We start from the raw sequence: 20,713 nt of genomic DNA on the forward strand, positions 1-20,713 counted from the left end.
CACTCGCTCACGCCTCCGGCCGCAGGAGAGACTCACGTAACGCTCTCCTGCGGCTGCCCGCCTTCCGGGTCGCGACGCCGTCGGCGCATCACCGGTCTGGGGTGCCGGCGGCCACCTCCCTGCTGATGGCGACGCGATTGCGGCCCTTGCTCACGCGCACCTGCCGCAGCGTGATCAGGCCGAACTGATCTGCGGTAACGGTTCCCGACTGGACAACGCGGCCGCTCGACACGGCCGTATTCGTCCAGCGGAACTCCTGCCCCGGTGCCGGACGCAGGCGCTGGAGACGCCGCGGCGTCACGTCTGCCGCACCCTCCGACTGCGCCGACCGTTCCGCCACGCCGACGACGGCCTCCCATCGGTCCGGTTCGTCCCGGATGGTCGCCGGGTCCCAGTAGAGGAACGCGTTCACCTGGCCCTCGGCGTCGCCGCTCTCCGCCGATCCGTCTCCGGGATCGTCGTCGAGCGTGCCGCGCGAAAATGCTGGAAGGCTCTGATCGACACGGAGATCGAGGGGCATGACGTTCTGCTCGCCCGTCAGCGGCATCCTGGCGCGCTGGTTGTGCCCCCCGGGACCCCACACGAACATGTGCGGGCGCCTGGTTTCCTGGAGGGCCTGCAGGAATTCGACGGCCTGCGTCCATCCGATGGTCTTGTCCGTCCTTCCGTTGGAGAAGGTCAGGAACCCGATCTCCTTCTCCGGATGACGCCGGAGGAACCAGGCGTCGTTGTAGTAGTCCCACACCGGCGTGCCGTCCTCGAACTTCACGCCCCATGCCTCGCGGCCGTACACCTTCTGGTACGACGCTTTGAACCGGGGTGACTGTTCCGGGATGTGGACGCCCACCCAGGACACGGCCCAGGCGATCCGCTCCGGAAAGCGGATCGCGAGCATCAGGGATCCGGAGCCGCCCATCGAGCTGCCCGCCGCAAACACGCGGAGCGGATCGATTCGGATCTGCGTGGCCAGCCAGTCGACGAACGAGAGCAGGCGTCGCTGCGTGTACGGGCGTACGACTCCCTGCTGCCACACGGCGGCATCCTTGGGGCGCGGTGGCTTCTTCGCAGCCCCTGGGCTGAGATCCAGCGCCTCGTGGTAGCCGGTCCACCAGTCGTACGGCACTTGGTTCGACGCGACGAGCACGGCACCGCGCTCGGTGCTGTACCACCAGCCGTAGCCCTTGTTCAGATTCCCTCCCCAACTGTGCATGTGGATGCCGATCGGCGCCGGCCAGCGCACGTCCGCGGGAATCGCGACGACGTAGTCGAAGGGTCTACCGGGAGTGTTGGTGTTGGGTGGCACCTCCCAGCGCACGTAGTACCGAAGCGTGGCGCCGCGCACGAAGTTGAATCGGTCCGGGTGTTCGACCCGCTGCAGGACGGGAATCCCCGGACCGGAGGTTTCGCGCACGGGTTCCGACAGGCTGTTGCCCCGCTCGAGGCTGGTGTTCTCCACCCCGTTTTCGACGAGCGTCACGGCGTAATACGCCTGGCCGGCTGGCGGGTTGTAAACGAACAGGCCGGTTCCTTTCGCGAGAGGAGGCTTACCATCCTCGATCACGTAGTACAGGTCTTCGCCCTGGCGCTTGGCGGTAATCCCGTAGAAATCCTCGTTGCGGGCGCTGTCCTGCCGCACCTCTCCGACCGGCAGCATACCGGCGACGCTGGCGATCGGCTGGGACGACCGGTAGATGCGGTATTCGGTCCCCGCGTCTGACCTCGCAATGCCGCGCCGCGCGGCTCGGCGGACGGGGGGAGGTGCGTCCTCCCCTTCCGGGACACGTTCGGCCTGCGTGGTCCCGGCCTCCCGCCAGGTCAGAAATGTCTGCCCGTTCCGGTGCTCCGCGCGGAGATCCAGCGCGGGGGGTTCAGCGGGTCCGGCAAGCATGCCGGCGCCGAGCGGCGCCAGCGACAACAGCAATCCGACGGACAGCGGCGCGGGTCGCAACATGGATGACAGTCCTCCGGCGATAGAACGACGCGGATCGCCGAGGTGATGTGATGCCGGTCCCGTGCCGGGCCTGGTGATGACGGGCGGCCGAAGAGACGGACCCGCGGAGAGATGTGTCTGCCCCGAGGCAGACATTACTCACGCGAAACGGCGCCAATCGGCGCTGCCGGCGCGATTGTCGCCGGGGACGCGGCTTTTCGGGCGCCGCGTGGGGGTCCAGCGGTGGCGAGCACTTTGCTGAACCTCCGCAACATCGCCCGCATGTCAGGCAGCACGAGGGAGAGGCTTGTGGCTCCAGTGGTTCTCATCATCAGCTTCGCGCTCCTTTACCGTGACGTGCTCACGGGACTGGTGGCGGACTGGATGGGGGACCAGAACTACTCGCATGGATTCCTGATCGTTCCCCTGGCGCTCTACTTCGCGTGGGAGCGGCGCAGGGAACTGGCCGAGGCGCCCGGCGGCCCGAGCATCGTGGGACTGTTCATCGCGCTCGGCAGCATCTCGCTGCTGGTCGCGGGAGTGCTCGGATCGGAGTTCTTCCTGACGCGGGTTTCGATGGTCGGCACCATCGCGGGCGTGGTGCTGTTCGTCCTCGGGCCGCACCACCTCCGCGTGCTGGCGTTTCCGCTGGCGTTCCTGCTCCTGATGATTCCGATCCCCGCGATCGTCTTCAATCAGATTGCGTTCCCACTCCAGTTGTTCGCGTCGTGGTTCGGCGAGACCGCGCTCGCCGTGTCGGGTGTGCCCGTGCTCCGAGAAGGCAATCTCATCGTGCTCACGGACACGACGCTGGAGGTGGCGGAAGCCTGCAGCGGTATCCGCTCGCTCGTCTCGCTGTTCACCCTCGGCGTCGTCTACGCCTACTTCATGGAATCGCGCACGGCGATCCGGGTGATCCTCGCGTGCGCAACGGTGCCGATTGCCATCATCACCAACGGCTGCCGCATCGCGGGCACGGGGGTCGCCGCGCAGGTCTACGGCAGCCGCGCCGCCGAGGGGTTTTTCCACACGTTCTCCGGCTGGCTGCTCTTCGTCATGGCGTTCGGGCTGCTGTTCCTGCTCCACCGCGGACTCCTCGTCGCGGCCGGCTGGGCGCAGCGGGCGCGCATCTCCCAGGGCGGCGCCGCTCGATGGGCATGACAGCCCGCATGCTGATCCTGTCGGCATGCCTCGCGGGCACCGGTGTCTGGCTGCGACAGGTGTGGGAGCCGCGGCCGGTCTTGCTCAGGGAGTCGCTTGCGACGTTTCCCACCATGATGGCGGGCTGGACGCTCGCGCGATCCGCTCCGTTGAACGAGCGGATTCGGCTGGAGCTGGGCGTCGACCAGTACGTGAACCGGTTGTACGCGAATGGGAGCGGGCGCCCTTTGGGCTTGTACGTCGGGTACTACGAGCAGCAGCGGCAGGGGGACAGCATCCACTCGCCGCAGAACTGCCTGCCGGGCACGGGGTGGCGCCCGGTGGGGTCCGGCCGTTTTCGATTTGCCGCCGGCGGGCGTCCTCCAATCGAAGTGAATCGGTACCTCGTGCAAAAGGGACTGGATCGACAGCTCGTCTTTTACTGGTACCAGAGCCACGGCCGCGTCGTCGCGAGCGAGTACGCGGCGAAGGCGTACGCGCTCTGGGATGCGTTGCGCCTCAATCGCACCGACGGCGCGATCGTGCGCGTGGCGGTTCCCCTGCAGGATGCATCGGCTGCGGCTGAGGCCGAGGGCGAAGCGCTCGCGCGCGAGTTCGTGGGCGTCCTTTGTCCGGTCCTGGACCGCTACCTCCCCTCGTAGAATCGCCATGGCCTTCCACCTCCCGGACTGGGTTCGACAGGTCGCCGCCGACGCGCGGGAAATGATCGCGGAGCAGTTCGAGTATCGCGAGCTGCTCTACCGGATGGCGCAGCGCGATCTGCTCATCCGGTACAAGCAGACGGTGCTCGGGTTCCTCTGGGCGATCTTCATGCCGCTGATCAACACGCTGATCTTCTCGGTGATCTTCACCAGGGTGGCGCGGATCGACACGCACGGGATCGCGTATCCCGTCTACGCCTTCTGCGGGCTGCTTGCCTGGAACTTCTTCTCGTCGTCGCTGCGGTTCTCCGTGACGTCGCTGACGCACAACACGAGCCTCGTCACGAAGGTGTATTTCCCCCGCGAGATCTTTCCGTTCGCCGCCATCTGGGTCGGCCTCGTGGACTTCTGCGTGGGCTCGCTCGTCCTCGCCGCCTTCATGGCCTATTACGGCGTCGCGCCGCACTGGACCGCGCTGGCACTGCCCCTCATCGTGTGCGTGCAGATGATGTTCACGGCGGGGATCGCGCTGCTGCTGGCGATGGCGAACCTGTTCTACCGCGACGTGAAGTATCTGTTCGAGGTCACGCTGACGGTGTGGATGTTCGCCACCTCGGTCGTCTATCCGGTGACGCTCGTCAAGGGACGGACGGGCGCGCTCCTCCAGTTGAATCCGATGACGCCGATCATCGATGCCTACCGTGCCGTGCTGTTGCGCGGCGAGCTGCCCGGCCCGGCGTTTGGCGCCGCGGTGGTGTTGTCGATCGTCACCTTCGCGCTCGGCTGGCTCTGGTTCCACCGGGCCGAGTTCACCTTCGCGGAGAACATCTGATGACCGCGCCGGTGGTGTTCGAGGGCGTCTGGAAGAAGTTCGAGCGCGGCGAGCGTCACCGCACGCTCCGCGACCTGCTTCCGGCGGCCGCGCGGCGCGCCCTCGGGCGGCAGCCGCCGGCGGAGCTGTCCGGACGCGAGTTCTGGGCGCTGCGCGACGTGTCGTTCGAGGTGGAGCCGGGCCGCGCGCTCGGGATCATCGGGCCGAACGGCGCCGGAAAGTCAACCGTCCTGAAGATCCTCTCGCGGATCCTTCGTCCCACCCGGGGACAGGCGCGCGTGCACGGCCGGCAGGGCGCGCTCATCGAGGTCGCCGCCGGCTTCCATCCCGACCTCACCGGGCGCGAGAACGTGTTCCTCCAGGGCGCCATCATGGGGATGCGCGTCGGGGAGATCGCGAGGAAGCTGGCGGACATCGTGGAGTTTGCGGGCGTCGGCGAGTTCATGGATACGCCGGTGAAGCGCTATTCCTCCGGGATGAATGCACGGCTCGGCTTCTCGATCGCGGCCCACCTCGACCCGGACGTGCTGCTCATTGACGAAGTCCTTGCCGTGGGAGATGTGGCGTTCCAGGACCGCTGCTTCGAGCGGATGCTGGACTACAAGCGTGCGGGGGTCGCCATCGTGTTCGTCTCGCACAACCTGGCGGCGGTGTCCGCGCTGTGCGATTCGGTCCTCGTGCTGGGCGGCGGCGCGAAACAGGCGCTCGGCCCGAGCGACACGGCAATCGCCGCGTATGCGGCGGCGCTGCGCGGGGGCGCGGCGGCGCCTTCGGAAGGCGAAGCGGTCGTCAGCATCGTCGACTTTTCCGGCCGGCCGCTCGAGGCCATGGACGCGGGCGGGGAGGTCATCGTCCGCACCGTCGCACGACTGCAGGAAGACGTGGGCTCGCTCGGCTCTGCGCTGCGGATCCGCCGGCTGGAAACGAACGACATCGTGTTCCAGACCTCCACCGTGTCCGTGGGGGAGACACCCGTGCGCGCGACCGCACAGGAAGTGGTCCGCATCGACTGGCAGATCGCGGCGAACCTCACGCGAGGGCACTACTCCGTCCAGATCATCCTCATGAACAGCGCGACCAGACGCATCGTCGCGCGTCTCGCGCCGGCGATCCTGACGATCCGCGAGACGACAAGCGAGCGTGGCGTTGCGCATGTGCCAGCGTCGTGTTGCACCACCGTCGCTGTTACAGGCTCCGCGCTGGCGGCAGTGACATGAACGTGTATTTCTCCACCGTCGTCCGCCGCGCCCGCGAGGGCGCCGGCGGAGAGGTTGTCAAGGTCGACTGGGACCGCAAGCGCGTGCTCGCCCGCGCTCCCGTCGCGGCCGTGAATCCCACGGTCCGCGATCCCAACCCGCGCGGCAATACACGCGGGGGGCGCGGCATCCTCCTCGACGGCGACGAGGTGCTGGTGGCCTCGTACCACTCGCTGCTGGTGTTCGACCGGTCGCTGCGGCTGCGCCGTCAGGTGAGCCATCCGTTGTTCGTCAACCTGCACGAGATCTCGTGGGATGGCGATGGGTGCATCTGGGCGACGTCGACCAACATCGACGCCGCCGTCAAAGTCGATCGCGCCGGGCGCATGGTCCATGCATGGTGGCCACGGGAGGATCCGGTGCCGGCCGGGCGGTTCCGCCTGACGCCGCTCGCGCTGGCGAAGGACGGCGACAACCGAACGGCGTTCGTCGGCGTCTCGGCCAACAGTCACAGCCACGTGCACCTGAACGCGGCCACGATGTGGGAGGGACGACCGCTGATGCTCTTCAACCGCTTCGGCTGCGTGGTCCGGCTCGACCCCACCGAGGTCCTGATCGAGGACCGCGCGCTCCGCGGCGCGCACAATCTGCTGGTCGCCGACGGGCACATCCTCATCAACAACACCGTCGGCCGCGCCGTCCACGTGTACGACGGGAACGGCCGCCTCGTCACGCGCATCGACCTGACCGCGTTCGACGTTGTCCGCCGCGTGCTGCGGCGGCACGCCTTTGCGCAGGCGGGCTGCTGGCTGGCGCGGCACGGCAGGCCCTCGCGAATCTTCAGGCCGTTGTTCCAGCGCGTGGCCACCGCGCGACCGCTGTTCGTTCGCGGCCTGTGTGCCACGGACCGAGGCACTGTGCTCGCCGGCATCTCCCCCGCGACGATCCTCGAGATCGACTGGCGCCGCAACACGCTCGTCGATGTCTTCTCGTTTTCGACCGACCGCCACGTGTGCGTCCATGGGCTCATCTGTGAGAACTGACGTCCTCCCGGCCGGCGGGACCGCTGCGCTGTCGCAGGACGCAACGCCGCGCCTGCGCATCGCGCGTGATTGCGCGCGGGAATACTGGCGCGCGCGGCGCGCCCCGCGATTCACCCGCGCGGACCCCGTCAGGCTGCAGCATTCGCTCGACGTGCTCGCCCGCGGCGGCCGCACGATGCTCGCCGACGATCCGGTGTTCCTGCTGGCATCGGGCTGGCGCACGGGCTCGACGCTCCTGCAGAGGGTGCTCGTGACCGACCCCGCGCTGCTGATGTGGGGGGAGCCGCTGGGTCGCATGGCCCTGCTGCCGCGCCTCGCGGAGATGCTCGCGGCAGTGGACGACCGCTGGCCGACGCCGGAATCCGCCACGCTACCCCAGGATCCGAGCGGGCTCGCGACGTCGTGGATCGCGAACCTCTATCCCGGCAATGGCGACCTCCGTCAGGGGCTCCGCGCGCTGCTCGATTCCTGGCTTGCCGCTCCCGCTCGGCGCCGGGGATACGTGCGGTGGGGTGTCAAGGAGGTGCGGCTCGGCGCCGCGGAAGCGTGCGTGCTCCGATGGCTGTATCCCGCAGCTCGCTTCATCCTGCTGCTCCGGCACCCGTTTGACTCATATCGTTCGGCACGCAACTGGCGCCTCTACTCGCGATGGCCGGACGAAACGGTCGACTGCGCGGTCGCCTTCGCACGGCACTGGAACCGTCTCGCGGTCAGCTGGAACGCCCGCACGACCGGCCTCGACCCGCTGGTCATCCGGTACGAGGATCTCGTCTCGGGGAAGTTCGATTTCGAGCGCCTGGGGAATTCCCTGGATCTGCAGCTCGCACCCGAACGCGCTCTTTCGTCGCGCCCCGGCGTCAGGCGCACGAGACGCGAGCTCTGTTCCTACGAGCGGCGCCTCGTCGTGCGCGAGGCCGCCGCCGGGATGGAGGCGTTCGGCTACCTGCCAGACGGTTCGACTGCCGTGTGGAAACAACCCGGACTGCCTGCACAGTCTGGCAGCACCATTCATGGGGAGGAGCCTCTGAAATGTCCGGAATGATTGCCCCGCACGGTGGAACACTGGTGGATCTCGTGGCGCCGCCCGAACGCCGGCGTGAGGTCCAAAATGCGTCGCGCGACTGGCCGTCCTGGGATCTGACGCCGCGGCAGATCTGCGATCTGGAGCTGTTGTTGAACGGCGGGTTCTCGCCGCTTCAGGGCTTCATGACCCGGACCGATTACGACCCGGCGTGCCGCGACATGCGCCTGGCCTGCGGGCTGCTCTGGCCGATACCCGTCGTGCTGGATCTGCCGGAGGAGCGCGCGGCCGGGCTCGCCCCGGGGTCGACGCTCGCACTCCGGGATGCCGAGGGCGTCATGCTGGCCATCCTGCACGTCGAAGACGTGTGGCGGCCGGATCGCGAGCAGGAAGCGCAGCTCGTGTACGGCACCACGAGCCGCGAACATCCCGGCGTGGCCGCACTCCTGGAGCGCACCAACGCGTGGTACGTGGGCGGGCGGGTGGAAGGGCTGCAACTGCCCGTGCACTACGACTACCGCGACTTGCGGCGCGCCCCGGCCGACGTCCGCGCGGAGTTTGCCGCGCGCGGCTGGCGGCGTGTCGTGGCGTTCCAGACACGCAACCCGATGCACCGCGCCCACCAGGAGCTGACGCTCCGGGCGGCGGACGAATGCGACGCGAAGCTCCTCGTCCATCCGGTCGTCGGCATGACGAAACCCGGCGACGTGGACCACTACACTCGTGTGCGGTGTTACCAGTCCGTGATGGCCACCTACCCGCAGGGCACCGCAATGCTGTCACTGCTGCCCATCGCGATGCGGATGGCCGGCCCGCGCGAGGCCGTGTGGCACGCGATCATCCGGAAGAATTACGGATGCACCCACCTGATCGTGGGCCGCGATCATGCCGGGCCGGGTGCCGATCGCTCCGGCCGGCCGTTCTATGGCGCCTACGACGCGCAGGCGCTGCTCCAGTCGGTCCAGGAGGAACTGGGCGTCGCCATGGTGCCGTTCAGGAACATGGTCTACCTCCAGGGCGAGGACCGCTACGTCCCGGACGACGAGGTGCCGGCACACGCGCGAGTGCTCAGCCTGTCGGGCACCGAGCTCCGCAGCCGCCTGGCCGACGGCCGCGACATCCCGGAGTGGTTCACGTTCCCGGAGGTGGCGGGCGAGTTGCGGCGGACGCACCCTCCACGCCGCCGCCAGGGCTTCACGATCTTCTTCACCGGCCTGTCCGGATCGGGCAAGTCGACGATCGCGAACATCCTGCTCGTCAAGCTGCTCGAGCGCGGCGGGCGCAGCGTCACGATGCTCGACGGCGACCTGGTCCGCAAGCACCTCTCGTCGGAGCTCGGCTTCTCACGCGAGCATCGCGACCTGAACATCAGGCGGATCGGCTACGTGGCCGCGGAGGTGTCGCGCAGCGGCGGCATCGCCATCTGCGCCCCGATCGCGCCGTACGACTCGGTGCGCCGCGACGTCCGGCGGATGGTGAAGAGCGGCGCCGGCTTCGTGCTGGTCCACGTGGCGACGCCGATCGACATCTGCGAGAGCCGGGACCGGAAGGGGCTCTACGCAAAGGCCCGCGCCGGCATCCTGCAACAGTTCACAGGGATCTCCGACCCGTATGAGGCACCTGAGGACGCCGAGGTCGTGATCCACACCGATCAGTGCTCCGCGGAGGAAGCGGCGGATCGGATCGTCGGATACCTGGAGATGGAGGGCTATCTGGAGCCGGCGCGGGCCGACGTCACCGCGGCGGCCGCATCAGGAGAATCGCAGATACAGCTCCTGGTATGAGCGCAGCAAACGATTGACGTCGAAGCTGGCTACCGCGAGCCCGCGCGCCGCGCGCGCGCGTTCGCGGTAGCTGTCTCTCAGTTCCTCGACCTGCTCGGCAAGCGCCGTCACAGTACGCGGGGCGACCACCCCTGCGCCCGCCGAGCGAATCTCCTCCGCGATCCCGCACTCGGGCGATACGATGGCCGGCCGGCCGCACGCCAGGCCCTCGACAATGGAGTTCGGGCAGGACTTTCCCGCGCCCTCAGTAAAGCAGGCGGCGACGGCATGGACGCCCGCATAGACGGCCGGCATGTCCGCGACGTCCTGCGGCATGACAATTACGTTCGAAGGCAGCTTGAGAGCGCGCAGCGCCCGCGATGCGGCCGTTCCGCTCCCCCACTGGCGCCACAACAGCACGATTTCGATGTCCGATCGTTGCCGCGCCAGTTCGACGAGCAGGGGAACGCCGCGCGGCGCGATCTCCCGCGGATCGGAAGGCGTGCTGGCAAACAGGATCCTGAACGGCGCGTCCTGCGGGTACGGCGCCGGCGCGAACCGGGTGAGATCGATCCCCGGCGGCACCACGCGGATTCGATCGCCAGCAATCCCGGCGCGCCGAAGCGCGGCGCCGAGCTGCTCGGTCTCCGGCACGAAACAGCACACTTTGGCGTACAGCTCCGCGTCGAGTGGCGGTCCTGGGGCGACAACTGTAAAGATCACGGGGCGCCGGCCGACCGCCCTCAACAGGTGCCACGCGTCGGCGGGGCCGAACAGGTGCGTGATCGTTCCCAGCCGCTCGAGAGCAGCGGCCAATACGCGGAGAGTCACCCAGCGCCTCGCGGACAGCCTGACGACGGCGGCATCCAGGAGAACGGCCGAACGCTGTCCCGGCGAAAAGGACACGATGGTGCTGCGAGGCGAAAGCGACCGGCGGATGGTCTGTACTTCCTTGGAGATCGCCTCCCGGGCGGGATCCCAGACGCCGGTCCAGTACGTCACGGCCGCCGGCACGTCACGATCCATTCGAGCGGCTCGCTCCCTAACCTGTCCACGAGGCTCAGGGCGGCACGCGCCAGGAGCGGCGACCGTGGCGCCAGCAGCACCTGAAGGCGATAGAGCAGCGGATAGCCGTTCTGAACGCCGGTCAACGACACCAAGTCGAACCCGCACTCTCCCAGTTCGGAGCGCAGCTCGTCGCTGGTGAGCAGGGCATCGTAGTGATGGCATTCCCGCGACCGCGCCCGGACAGCCGCGGCGACATCCTTGTTAATGGCGTCGAAGACGAGAAGACCGCCCGGCGGTAGCACGCCCCGAATCTGTGCGTAGATGCGGCGCCTGTCTTCCCGATCGAAGTGCCTGATGAGGCGGAACGCGTACACGAGATCAACCGTCCCGGAAATCGGAAGACTGAAGACATCCCCTTGAACGAATCGCCACCGCCCCCGGGCCACGGCCTCGAGCCTGCGGCGCGCTTCGTCCAACATCGGCGCGCTCGCATCAATGACGATGCCCGATCCGCGGTGTACCCTCGCGACCTCGACGGTCAGCCGCGCCGGGCCCGGCGCGACCTCGAGGAGGGTGTGGGGGCGCAGAGTCCGGATGAGGCGCACGAGATGCGCCGCCTGGCGCGCGTGAAGGAGCGCGCCGAGCGGTTGCCGGAAGCGCTCATCGATATAGCACCGCGCGACATGTTCGTCTCGATACGCATCCCGGATCTCCTCGTGACCTTCGAGGACCCGAGCGACAGGCACACCGTCCGGGGCTTCACGCACCATATCCATACCGCCTGTTCAGCGATCCGGCGTGGGTCTCGAACAGCGCCAGGTCCTCCGCGCGCAGCTTCGTTCCCCACGCGTCATCCGCGCGAACAACGCCGTCGAACTCATGACGCCGCCGGTTTCCGACGACGTGCCGGCTGGCGCGGTCGGAGTAATCGAGCGGCACGGACGGATCCACTTCGAGGAACGCGAGCAACTCACGCAGCACACGGTCCGGCTCGCGGCACAGGTCTTCGTGCTTCAACCAATACACGTCGGCAGGCAGCAGGCATTGCGCAGCGCGCTCGAGGTTCCGGTTTCCCCACAGCCACGCGCCGACGGCGCGATCGGGGGTCCGCTTCTCCTTCTCAATCAGCGAGCTCATGACCGCGCGCCCGTCACGTCGCAAAGCGATGAGCTTCACACGGATCGATGGATCGCGCCGGAGGAATCGTACCTGCAGCGGATTCTTCGTCGTATCGACAAACACCGAAGCGCCCGTCCTGTCGCAGAGGATCCGCGCGAGCGCCACCGACCGCCTCACGGCGGTGTGGGCGCGCTTCTGAAGCGCGCAGCGGGCGGGAAAGGCGCGATCGCGAAGCCGGTTCAAGATTTCCCATTGAAACTGGTAGAAGAACAGGTCTTCGAGGATGCCGGCGCCGCGGCGCGGCTGGAGGTTGATGTCCGGCGCGCCGACCCTGAAGTCGAGGCCGCGCCGGCCGGCTTCCGCCGCCCAGTCGGCCCAGAACGGATCGTCCTCGAAGCGTTGTCCGCACGAGCACCGCTCCGTCCCCGGGAAACTGGCGCCGAACTCCCCCACGGTCGCAATCTGCGGGTGCGCCGACAGCAGGCACGCCACCAGGGTGGATCCGCTGTGCTCGACCGACGCCAGGTAGGCGTAAATCACAGTGCCGCCCGCCTCAATCCGGGCGCCATCGCGCTGGCCGCGGGCGCTCCCAGCGTCGCCGACGACAGGCGGCTCCAGCGCTCGAGCATCCATACCGCCCACAGCGCGTAGGAATGGTCGGCGGCGCCGCGGCAGTGCTCGTCGAACAGCCGGCGGACCTCGGCCAGATCGAGCAGGCCGAGCACCAGCGAACGTGACGTCAGGACCTCGTCGCGGAAGCGGGCCGCGTACCGGCCGCGCAGCCATTCGGCGACCGGCGCGGTGAAGCCATGCTTGCGCAGACCGGCGATCTGGCGCGGGAGGCGCCGGCGCGCGATCTCGCGCAGCAGGTACTTCGGCGCGAGGCGCGGCATCTTGCGCGACGTCGGGATCCTGAACGCCGCTTCGACCACGCGCCGGTCGAGCAGCGGGCAGCGCACCTCGAGGCTGTGCGCCATGCTCATGCGGTCCACCTTCACGAGCACGTCGTTCGGCAGATAGATCTTCAGATCCGCGTACTGCGCCTTGAGCACCGCATCGCTCGCGGGGCAGCGCCGATAGGCGTCGGTCACCGCCGCGAGCGCGGGGCTGTCGGTGAGCGGCGTACCGGGAGCCCAGCCGAGCAGCCGGGACACGGCCGCCGGCTTGAGGAAGCAGAGATCCATGTAATAGGAAACCGCCGGGTCGCGTGACAGGTTCTGCAGCGTCGTCCCGAGCCGCAGCGGGCGCGGCACGTGCCGCGGCCACACCGATCCCAGCCACTCCCCCGCGGTGCCCAGTTGGCCGCCGGGAATGAGGTGCCGCGCCGCGGCCTCGAGGCCGTGGGGGACGTACCGGAAATCGTAGCCGCCGAACGTCTCGTCGCCGCCATCGCCGCTCAAGGCAACCGTCACGTGCTGCCGCGCGCGCTGCGACACGTAGTAGGTCGGGACCGCCGACGCGTCGGCGAAGGGTTCGTCGAACGACGCCGCAATGCAGTCCAGGACCTGGTCGAGATCCGGCTCGAGCGTGACCGCTTCGTGACGGGTGCCGAACCTGGCAGCAGTGAGCGACGCGGCGTGAAGTTCGTTGTGAGCCGCGGCGCCGAAGCCCACCGTGCAGGTCGTGACCGGAGACGTGTTCGCCTCGGCCATGAACGACACCACCAGCCCCGAGTCCACGCCGCCGGACAGGAACGCGCCCAGCGGGACCTCGCTCTCGAGGCGCGCGTCCACGGCGCTGCGCAGTTCGGCGGTCAGATCCTCGAGCAGCAAGGGCGTGGGCCGGTCGTCGTGACCGAACTGTTCGACATCCCAGTAGCGGCGCACCTGCACGCGCCCGTCTTTCGCGCGCAGCCAGTGCCCGGGCTCGAGCTGCGACACGTGACGATAGATGGTCCGCGGCGCGAGCTGGTACCCGAGGGCGAAATACGTCTCGAGGGCGCCAAGATCGACCGTGCCGTCCCACGCGGGACTCGCCCGCAGGGCCTTGATCTCGCTCGCGAAATGAAGAACGCCGTTCAGGACCGCGTGGTAGAGCGGCTTCTTCCCGAGGCGGTCCCGCGCCAGCAGGACGGACCCGTCGCGCTGGTCGTAGATGGCGAACGCGAACATGCCCTCGAGGTGCGCGACGCAGTCCGGCCCGTACTGCTCGTACGCATGGACGATGACTTCCGTGTCGCATGCCGTCTGGAAGCGGTGGCCGTGCGCGAGCAGCCTCCGCCGGACGTCCCGGTGGTTGTAGATCTCTCCGTTGAAGACGATCCGGCAGGTGCCGTCCTCGTTCGACATCGGCTGCGCGCCGCCGGCGCGGTCGATGATGGCGAGCCGCCGGTGGCCGAGCGCGGCCCGCTCGTCTGCGAAGAAGCCGTCGCCGTCCGGCCCCCGATGACCGAGCGCCGCCGCCATCCGCCGCACGGAGGCGCGAACCTCCGGCGCGATCGGCCCGGTGAGCGCGACGGCGCCGCAGATGCCGCACATCTCAGCCGCCCGCCTCGTACTCGCGCAGGTATGCGGCGAGCATCTGGTCGATGTGAAAGTGGGCTTCGACCCGAAACCGCCCGGCCTCTCCCAGGCGCTGCCCGCGGTCCGGACGCGCGAGGACCGAGGCCAGCGCGCGCGCGATCGCGCGCGGCGCGCGCGGCGGCACCAGGACGCCGGTTTCGCCGTCGACGATCACTTCGGGAGTGCCGCCGACCCGCGTGGCCACGACGGGCAGCGACGCAGCCATCGCCTCGAGAATCGTCAGCGACACGCCTTCGTGCACCGACGAGTTCGCGTACGCGTCGAAGGCGGGCAGGATCGCGCGGACGTCGCTCTGGTGGCCGACAAACCTGACGCGGCCGCCGACCCCCGCAGCGCGGCACTGCTCCCGCAGCGACTCCAGCTCCGGCCCGTCGCCGGCGATGACGAGCAGGTCGTCCTGGCCCGCGGCAGGCAGCGCGGCGAATCCCTGGATCAACGTGCCGAGATCTTTGACGGCGTCCAGCCGCGCGACCGTGCCGACGACCGTCGCGTGTTCCGGGAGCCCGAGCAGGGCGCGGGCGGCGCGCCGCAGCGCGCGAGTCGTCGGCCGCCCGGGATCGATGCCGTTATAGAGGACGCGAACGCGGCGCGGCGCAATCCCCTCCGCCACCATGTGGTTGCGCAGGTCCTCGGAGACCGCGAAGATGCGCGCCGGCAGCCTCGAGAGGAACGGGTTGATCCACCGCCGCTTCCGGGAGGGGCCGGCATCCGAGAGCCGGCCGTGCTCGGTGAACACGACGCGGAGGCCGGAACGCAGCATCGCCGCCAGCCTCCCGTACACGAACGGCGAGTAATGATGACAGTGGAGGACGCTGACGTCGTGGCGCGCGGCGAGCGCCGCGATCCGCCAGCCGAGAGGGCCGTCGAATCCGGGCCGCCGCCCGAGCGCGTAAACGGGCACCCCGTCCTGCGCGAGCGCCGCGCCCCATCGGCCTCGCGAGTCCAGGCAGCACACGACGGATTCGGCCTCGGCCTCGAGACGGCCGACGAGATCGAGGACGAGGCGCTCGGTGCCGCCCGGGTCGAGGCTGAGCACGACGTGCATGACACGCACCCTGGCTGCCCGCACGTGCGCGTGCGCAACCGGAACGGCCGCCGCCGACCGAGCCAACGCGGCAGACTGCATCAGGCCATCCCGATATTTCTGTGAAGCCGCTCGACCGCGGCAGCCGCACGGCGCCAGCCGAACTCGCGCTGCGCGCGCTTCCGCGCGGCATCACCCATGCGCGCCCGCAACCGCGGCGCGCCGACGAGGCGCTCCAGCGCCGACGCCAGCTCGCCGACGTCTCTCCCGCCGACCAGCAGGCCCGTGACCCCGTTCTCGATCGCCTCTGACACGCCGCCGGTGGCGCCGCCGATGGCCGGTTTCCCCGATGCGGCCGCTTCCAGGAAGACGATCCCGAATCCCTCGAAGTCGATCCCTTCGACGCGGTTGGGCAACAGGAACACGTCGCACGCGGCGAAATACGCCGGAAGCACGGCGTCATCGACCGCGCCGGCAAACATCACACGGTCCTCAATCTCGAGCGCCTGCGCCATTTCCCGCAGCGCCACACGCTCGCGCCCGTCCCCGACGACGACGTACTTGATGCGCGGCGAGACGTGCTTCAGCGCCGCGACGGCTCGAAGCGCGAGGTCGTGCCCCTTGCGCCGCTGCAGCCTGCCGACCGACAGGACGATGACCTCATCGGGCGCCCCGAGTGTCGGCCGGAGACCGATGCCCTGGTCCGCGTCGGGATGAAAGCGATCGGCATCCACGCCGGGATGCACGACATGGATGCGTTCGGCGGCGACGCCGAGGCCCTCGAGCAGCCCAGCCGTGTTGCGGCTGTTGGCGACAATCGCCGCGGCCCCCCGGTGCACGATCCGCATCAGCGCGGTCAGCTCGCGCGACGCGCGCGCGTACGCCAGCTCCTCGCCGTGGGTCCAGCACACATAGCGGGGACCCCCGAGGCGCGCCGCAAGCCACGCCGCAAGCCCTTCGGGGAGCACGCGCGCACAGTGGACGACGGGGGCCGCGTGACGGCTCAGCGCGCGGATGCGGGCAGCGACCGTGAGGTGATGCACCAGTGCGGATGGGCGCCGCACACCCCAGTCGCGCGCGGCGATCCGCCGCCGCAGAATTCTCATCTCCCCGTCGGAAACGTCTTCGACAGCTTGGCCGGCATCGGTCAGCACGTCGACGGGGATGCCGGCCAGGCGGCCGTACACGTTCTTCAACAGCACCCCGCTGCCGCCGATGGCGGGAGGAAAGAGCTCGCTGACCAGCAGAATCGGCGGCACGCCCGCGGAAGCGACCTGCCCCGCTGCGTGCCCGTCGGTGTGCCACACGATTTGCTCGACGCGAGACACTCTCCTCCGCGCTCCGGACGCAACCGAGCGGCACAGTAAACGCGGGAACCCCCGCCTGGGTGGCCGTCTTGCGGTGCGATACCGGGTGCTGCCCGGCATCGCCAATCCCGTGCCACCAGCTTCGGACGGGATTGCTGTCTGCGCTGCGGGCTCGATCCTTCGAGACGGCGAACTTTTGTCAGCCGTCATGGAGACTTCAGGCTTCCTGACGCGCTCCTTTCACGACCAGATGCGGTATCGGAGCGCGTAGGTCGCGATCGCCGCCCATTCGTAGGCCACGTACAGCCGGTCGTACCTTCGCGTCCACCATCTCGCAGGCCGGACCCCCGAGGGAGCCGGCTGGATCCCGACGCTGACCGCCGCGCCGCCCAATTCAGACCGGAACACCGCGATGGCGCGCCGCGTGTGATAGGCCGAGGTCACGATGAGAAGCTGCCGGCCGCCGCTCCTCGCCAGCTCGGACGCCACGGTCCGTGCTTCGTCACGCGTGTTGCGCGCGAGCGCCGGGATGACGTGGATGCGGTCACGCCTGACGCCGTTCTGCACCAGCCACTCGACGCGTCCGTCCCCTTTCGTCGCCGGCGTCTCGATGGGATGGTTGGGCGTGGTCAGCAGCACCCTGGCGCGCCGGTACCGGAGGGCCATGCGGCGCGCTTCGGCCAGCCTCGCGCGCTCGTGGCTGGCCAGCACGACGATCGCGTCCGGATCCGACACGGGCACGGTCCGCACGAGCGCAACGCCGGCGTGTCGGCACGCGGCCACGGCGAGGGGCGCTGCGACGAGCAGCGCGATCCCCGCGATTGTCAGCCTCCGTCGCGCCCTGTGTCGCGCGCCCCGGCGAAAGTAGTCTGCCGAACGCGAGACATCCTGGTCGCAAAACGGTGACTTCTTCCTGCCTGGGGCTCCGCTCGCATCGCCAACGCGGGTGGCCTCGCTCTGCATCGGTCCCTTCCGGTGGCCGCGTCTTTGCTCAGACGTCCACCACAACCGCCGCACCATGTCTGGAGAACGCGTCCCCACGCGGAGCAAGTTTCGTGCGCTCGCGGGCCCGCTCGGCGCGCGGCGGCGGCCAATCGTGGCTGTGCTGCTCGTGGCCGCCGCGCTCCGCGCGCTGCTCCTCGTCGCCAGCGCCGACGCGCAGCCGAAGATCGTCGACGAGCGCCACTACCTGCGGCTCGCCGGCAACATCGCCGACGGCCACGGGTTCGCGACGGCGCCCGGCCGGCCGACCTCGATGCGGCCCCCGCTTTTCCCGGCGCTCATCGCCGGGCTCTGGACCGCCACGGGGACCCGCAGCCTGCTCACCGTGCGCACGGCGCAGGCCGTCATCAGCCTGCTCACGGTATGGCTCGTGTTCCTGCTCGGCCGCGCGCTTGCCGGCGAGCGCGCCGGGCTCATCGCGGCGGCGATCGTCGCCTTCTATCCCTCGCTGCTCTTTTCGAACGTCCTCGTCCTGACCGAGCCGCTCTTTACGGGCCTGCTCGTCGCCTTCGCGCTCGCGTACGTGCGGTACCTGCGCACCGATCACCTGGCGGTCGCCGCCGGCGCGGGAGCCCTGCTCGCGTGCGCGGCCCTCACGCGGAGCGTGATGTGGCCGTTTCCGTTGCTCCTCGCGCCCCTGACGCTGATGGCCGGTCCGGGCACGCTCCCGCGCCGCGCGCAGGCGGCGCTCGTCCTCGTGCTGGCCTGCGGCGTTGTCATCGCACCGTGGGCGCTGCGCAACACGCGGCTCCAGGGCGTGTTCACGGTCGTCGACACGATGGGCGGCATGAACCTGCGGATGGGCAACTACGAGCACACGCCCGAGGATCGGATGTGGAGCGCCGTCGCGATCCGGGGCGAGCAGAACTGGTCCTACGAGCTGAAGCGGCTCTACCCGGACGGCATCAAGTGGACCGACGGCCAGAAGGAGAAGTGGGCCGCGCGGCGGGCGCTCGCGTACATGTGGGCGAATCCCGGCCTGACGCTGCGGCGATCGGCGATCAAGTTTGCGGACTTCTGGGGTCTCGAGCGGGACTACCTGGGGGGCGTCAGGCAGGGGCTGTATCGCCCGTCACGCGGGGCGGCGTTCGCGATCGCCGCCGTGACGACAGGCGCGTACATCGCGCTGACCATTCTTGCGGTCCTCGCGGTGTTCCTCGTGCCGCCTGACGACCGGCGCGGGCACGCGGTGCTGCTCGGCATCATGGCGTTCATCTGCGCCGTACACACGGTGGTCTTCGGCCATCCGCGCTATCACCTCCCGCTGGTGCCGCTGCTCGCCGTCTACGCCGCAACGGCGATCGACCGCCGCGCGTGGCGCGGGGCGCGGGCACGCGTTCCGGCGCTGCTCGCGCCGGCCGCCGCCGTGTGCCTCCTGCTGTTCATCTGGACGCGCCAGGTGGTGACGACGGATGCCGCGAGGATTCGCGAGCTGATGGACAAGGTGGGCTGACGTGCTGCCGCTGCCGGATCGCATCCGTGCGGTCGTCTTCGACGTGGACGGCACGCTGTACCGGCAGCCGCCGCTTCGCGCGTGCATGGCGGGCGAGCTGGCGGCTGCGGCGCTGCGCTCGCCGCGGGGGGCGGCGCGCACCGCGCGCGTGCTCGCGGAGTTCCGGCGCGTCCGGGAAGAACTGCGGGGGATCGAGCCGGCCGGCGAATCGCTCGAGGCCGTGTCGTTCGGGATCGCCGGTGACCGGCTGGGCGTGCCGCCCGCGGAGGTCGCACGGCTCGTCGAGGAATGGGTGCAGCGCCGGCCGCTGAAGTACCTGCGCGCCTGCCGGCGTCCCGGCCTGCCCCGGCTCCTCGCCACGGCGGCGGCCCGGCGCGTCGCGCTCGGCGTGCTGTCGGACTACCCGGCCGCCGCAAAGCTGCACGCGCTGGCGCTGCCCGACGTCTTCTCGGTGGTGTTGTGCACGACCGACCCCGATATCAACGCGTTCAAGCCGCACCCGCGCGGATTCCTCCGCGCGTGCGAGCGGCTGGGCATTCCTCCGGAGGAGGTTCTCTATGTCGGCGATCGACCGGAAACTGATGCGGCAGGCGCCAACGCCGCTGGAATATCCTGCGTCCTCGTCGGGCGCCGGCGCCGCGGACCGGAGGCTCACGGCCGCCGGCTCGCCTCGATCGGTCGTCATCTCGCCCGCTGTTGAGACCTGGAGCCTCTGGCCGTACATCCAGCTCGCGCGGGTCGATCACTGGTTCAAGAGCGTCTTCATGGTGCTCGGCGTCGTGCTCGCGCTCTTCTACGAGCCCGCGCTGTTCGCGCCGGCGGCGATCGTCCCGCTCGCGATCGCCGTGTTCGCCACGTGCATCGTGGCGTCGAGCAATTACGTGCTCAACGAGATGCTCGACGCGGCGACCGACCGCGCGCACCCGACCAAACGGCTGCGCCCCGCCGCCGCGGGCCTGGTGCGCCCGTCGATCGCCTACGCGGAATGGCTGCTCGTCGGCGCCGCAGGGCTCGCCATCGCGAGCGCGGTGAACCCGATGTTCGCCGCCTCGGCGTCCGCGCTGTGGATCATGGGCGTGCTGTACAACGTGCCGCCGATCCGCATGAAGGAATGGCCCTATGTCGACGTTTTGTCCGAATCGGTCAACAACGCGCTCCGCCTCCTGCTTGGGTGGTTCGCGCTGATCCCGGACCGCGTGCCGCCCGTCTCGCTCGTGATCGCGTACTGGATGGTGGGCGCGTTCTTCATGGCCACCAAGCGGCTCGCCGAATATCGCTATATCGGCAACCCGGCCGTCGCGGCGGCCTACCGCCGGTCGTTCCGCCACTACACCGAGGAACGGCTCATCGTCAGCATCGTGTTCTACGCGACGACCTGCGCGCTGTTTTCCGGCATCTTCATCGTCCGCTACCACCTCGAGCTGATCCTGTTCGTGCCGGCGGCGGCGGGCGTGCTCGCCTACTATCTCCGGATCGGGCTGCAGCCGGACAGCCCCATCCAGAATCCCGAAAAACTCTACAAGGAGAGAAAGTTCTTCGCCTACATCACCACCACGTTCGTGCTCTTCGTCCTCCTGATGTTCACCCGCGTGCCGGCGTTGTACGACTGGTTCAACGTCGAGCCGTCGCGCGCCGATCCTTTGTGGACGGTCGGCGCCGCTTCCCCGCGCTGACCGCGGGCATTCGAGGGT

At 69.3% G+C, this 20,713-nt stretch carries 18 protein-coding genes; 10 read left to right on the plus strand and 8 right to left on the minus strand.

The features are described 5' to 3' along the window. Positions 1 to 88: 88 nt before the first annotated feature. Positions 89 to 1,951 carry a hypothetical protein gene (locus HYU53_09970; GenBank protein ID MBI2221520.1) on the minus strand — a complete coding sequence of 621 codons (1,863 nt, stop codon included), beginning with the start codon at positions 1,949 to 1,951 and terminating at the stop codon, positions 89 to 91. Positions 1,952 to 2,239: 288 nt separating this feature from the next. Here HYU53_09970 and xrt point away from each other — a divergent pair, with 288 nt between their 5' ends. From xrt to HYU53_10005, 7 genes are read left to right on the plus strand one after another with little or no spacing between them, the layout of a single operon-like run. Continuing rightward, positions 2,240 to 3,091 (plus strand): exosortase, encoded by an 852-nt coding sequence (xrt, locus tag HYU53_09975; protein MBI2221521.1) that lies wholly within the window; start codon positions 2,240 to 2,242, stop codon positions 3,089 to 3,091. Next, the gene (gene epsI / locus HYU53_09980; protein MBI2221522.1) at positions 3,088 to 3,732 is read left to right on the plus strand and encodes an EpsI family protein; all 645 of its coding nucleotides are present in this window, start codon (positions 3,088 to 3,090) and stop codon (positions 3,730 to 3,732) included. The genes xrt and epsI overlap by 4 nt, the downstream gene beginning before the upstream one ends. A gap of 7 nt (positions 3,733 to 3,739) precedes the next feature. Next, a complete protein-coding gene (locus HYU53_09985; protein MBI2221523.1) occupies positions 3,740 to 4,564 on the plus strand; it encodes an ABC transporter permease in 825 nt (274 codons plus the stop codon). Next, entirely contained in the window at positions 4,564 to 5,781 is a 1,218-nt protein-coding gene (locus HYU53_09990; GenBank protein MBI2221524.1) for an ABC transporter ATP-binding protein, read from the plus strand. The genes HYU53_09985 and HYU53_09990 overlap by 1 nt, the downstream gene beginning before the upstream one ends. Continuing rightward, on the plus strand, positions 5,778 to 6,803 hold the full coding sequence (locus HYU53_09995) for a hypothetical protein (protein ID MBI2221525.1): 1,026 nt from the start codon (positions 5,778 to 5,780) through the stop codon (positions 6,801 to 6,803). The genes HYU53_09990 and HYU53_09995 overlap by 4 nt, the downstream gene beginning before the upstream one ends. Continuing rightward, positions 6,793 to 7,845 carry a sulfotransferase gene (locus HYU53_10000; protein ID MBI2221526.1) on the plus strand — a complete coding sequence of 351 codons (1,053 nt, stop codon included), beginning with the start codon at positions 6,793 to 6,795 and terminating at the stop codon, positions 7,843 to 7,845. The genes HYU53_09995 and HYU53_10000 overlap by 11 nt, the downstream gene beginning before the upstream one ends. Further along, positions 7,833 to 9,608, plus strand: coding sequence for a bifunctional sulfate adenylyltransferase/adenylylsulfate kinase (locus HYU53_10005; protein ID MBI2221527.1), 1,776 nt, complete (start codon positions 7,833 to 7,835; stop codon positions 9,606 to 9,608). Before HYU53_10000 ends, HYU53_10005 begins: the two co-directional genes overlap by 13 nt. Here the strand turns inward: HYU53_10005 and HYU53_10010 are convergent. The 7 genes from HYU53_10010 to HYU53_10040 all read right to left on the minus strand — a co-directional run bounded on the left by HYU53_10010 (position 9,576) and on the right by HYU53_10040 (position 17,350). Then, the gene (locus HYU53_10010; protein ID MBI2221528.1) at positions 9,576 to 10,613 is read right to left on the minus strand and encodes a glycosyltransferase family 4 protein; all 1,038 of its coding nucleotides are present in this window, start codon (positions 10,611 to 10,613) and stop codon (positions 9,576 to 9,578) included. The genes HYU53_10005 and HYU53_10010 overlap by 33 nt on opposite strands. Next, the gene (locus HYU53_10015; protein ID MBI2221529.1) at positions 10,586 to 11,341 is read right to left on the minus strand and encodes a methyltransferase domain-containing protein; all 756 of its coding nucleotides are present in this window, start codon (positions 11,339 to 11,341) and stop codon (positions 10,586 to 10,588) included. The genes HYU53_10010 and HYU53_10015 overlap by 28 nt, the downstream gene beginning before the upstream one ends. Positions 11,342 to 11,354: 13 nt before the next feature. Next, complete coding sequence (locus HYU53_10020) at positions 11,355 to 12,254, minus strand: sulfotransferase (protein ID MBI2221530.1); 900 nt, start codon at positions 12,252 to 12,254, stop codon at positions 11,355 to 11,357. Beyond that, positions 12,251 to 14,191: an asparagine synthase (glutamine-hydrolyzing) gene (asnB, locus tag HYU53_10025; protein ID MBI2221531.1), complete on the minus strand. Its 1,941-nt coding sequence runs from the start codon at positions 14,189 to 14,191 to the stop codon at positions 12,251 to 12,253. The genes HYU53_10020 and asnB overlap by 4 nt, the downstream gene beginning before the upstream one ends. A 1-nt stretch (position 14,192) precedes the next feature. Beyond that, positions 14,193 to 15,362 (minus strand): glycosyltransferase, encoded by a 1,170-nt coding sequence (locus HYU53_10030; protein MBI2221532.1) that lies wholly within the window; start codon positions 15,360 to 15,362, stop codon positions 14,193 to 14,195. After that, positions 15,362 to 16,567: a glycosyltransferase family 4 protein gene (locus HYU53_10035; GenBank protein MBI2221533.1), complete on the minus strand. Its 1,206-nt coding sequence runs from the start codon at positions 16,565 to 16,567 to the stop codon at positions 15,362 to 15,364. The genes HYU53_10030 and HYU53_10035 overlap by 1 nt, the downstream gene beginning before the upstream one ends. A 240-nt stretch (positions 16,568 to 16,807) precedes the next feature. Next, on the minus strand, positions 16,808 to 17,350 hold the full coding sequence (locus HYU53_10040; GenBank protein MBI2221534.1) for a YdcF family protein: 543 nt from the start codon (positions 17,348 to 17,350) through the stop codon (positions 16,808 to 16,810). Between the two features lie 235 nt (positions 17,351 to 17,585). On the opposite strand from HYU53_10040, the gene HYU53_10045 reads away from it, so the two are divergent. Genes HYU53_10045 through HYU53_10055 form a run of 3 tightly spaced genes read left to right on the plus strand, consistent with a single transcriptional unit; the run spans position 17,586 to position 20,695 of the window. Next, on the plus strand, positions 17,586 to 19,022 hold the full coding sequence (locus HYU53_10045) for a glycosyltransferase family 39 protein (protein ID MBI2221535.1): 1,437 nt from the start codon (positions 17,586 to 17,588) through the stop codon (positions 19,020 to 19,022). A gap of 1 nt (position 19,023) precedes the next feature. After that, a complete protein-coding gene (locus tag HYU53_10050) occupies positions 19,024 to 19,722 on the plus strand; it encodes an HAD family hydrolase (GenBank protein ID MBI2221536.1) in 699 nt (232 codons plus the stop codon). Then, positions 19,604 to 20,695, plus strand: a complete 1,092-nt coding sequence (locus HYU53_10055) for a UbiA prenyltransferase family protein (GenBank protein MBI2221537.1) — start codon at positions 19,604 to 19,606, stop codon at positions 20,693 to 20,695. Before HYU53_10050 ends, HYU53_10055 begins: the two co-directional genes overlap by 119 nt. Positions 20,696 to 20,713 lie beyond the last annotated feature (18 nt).

It is taken from the genome of Acidobacteriota bacterium (assembly GCA_016184105.1).
In the GTDB taxonomy this organism is placed as follows: domain Bacteria; phylum Acidobacteriota; class Vicinamibacteria; order Vicinamibacterales; family 2-12-FULL-66-21; genus JACPDI01.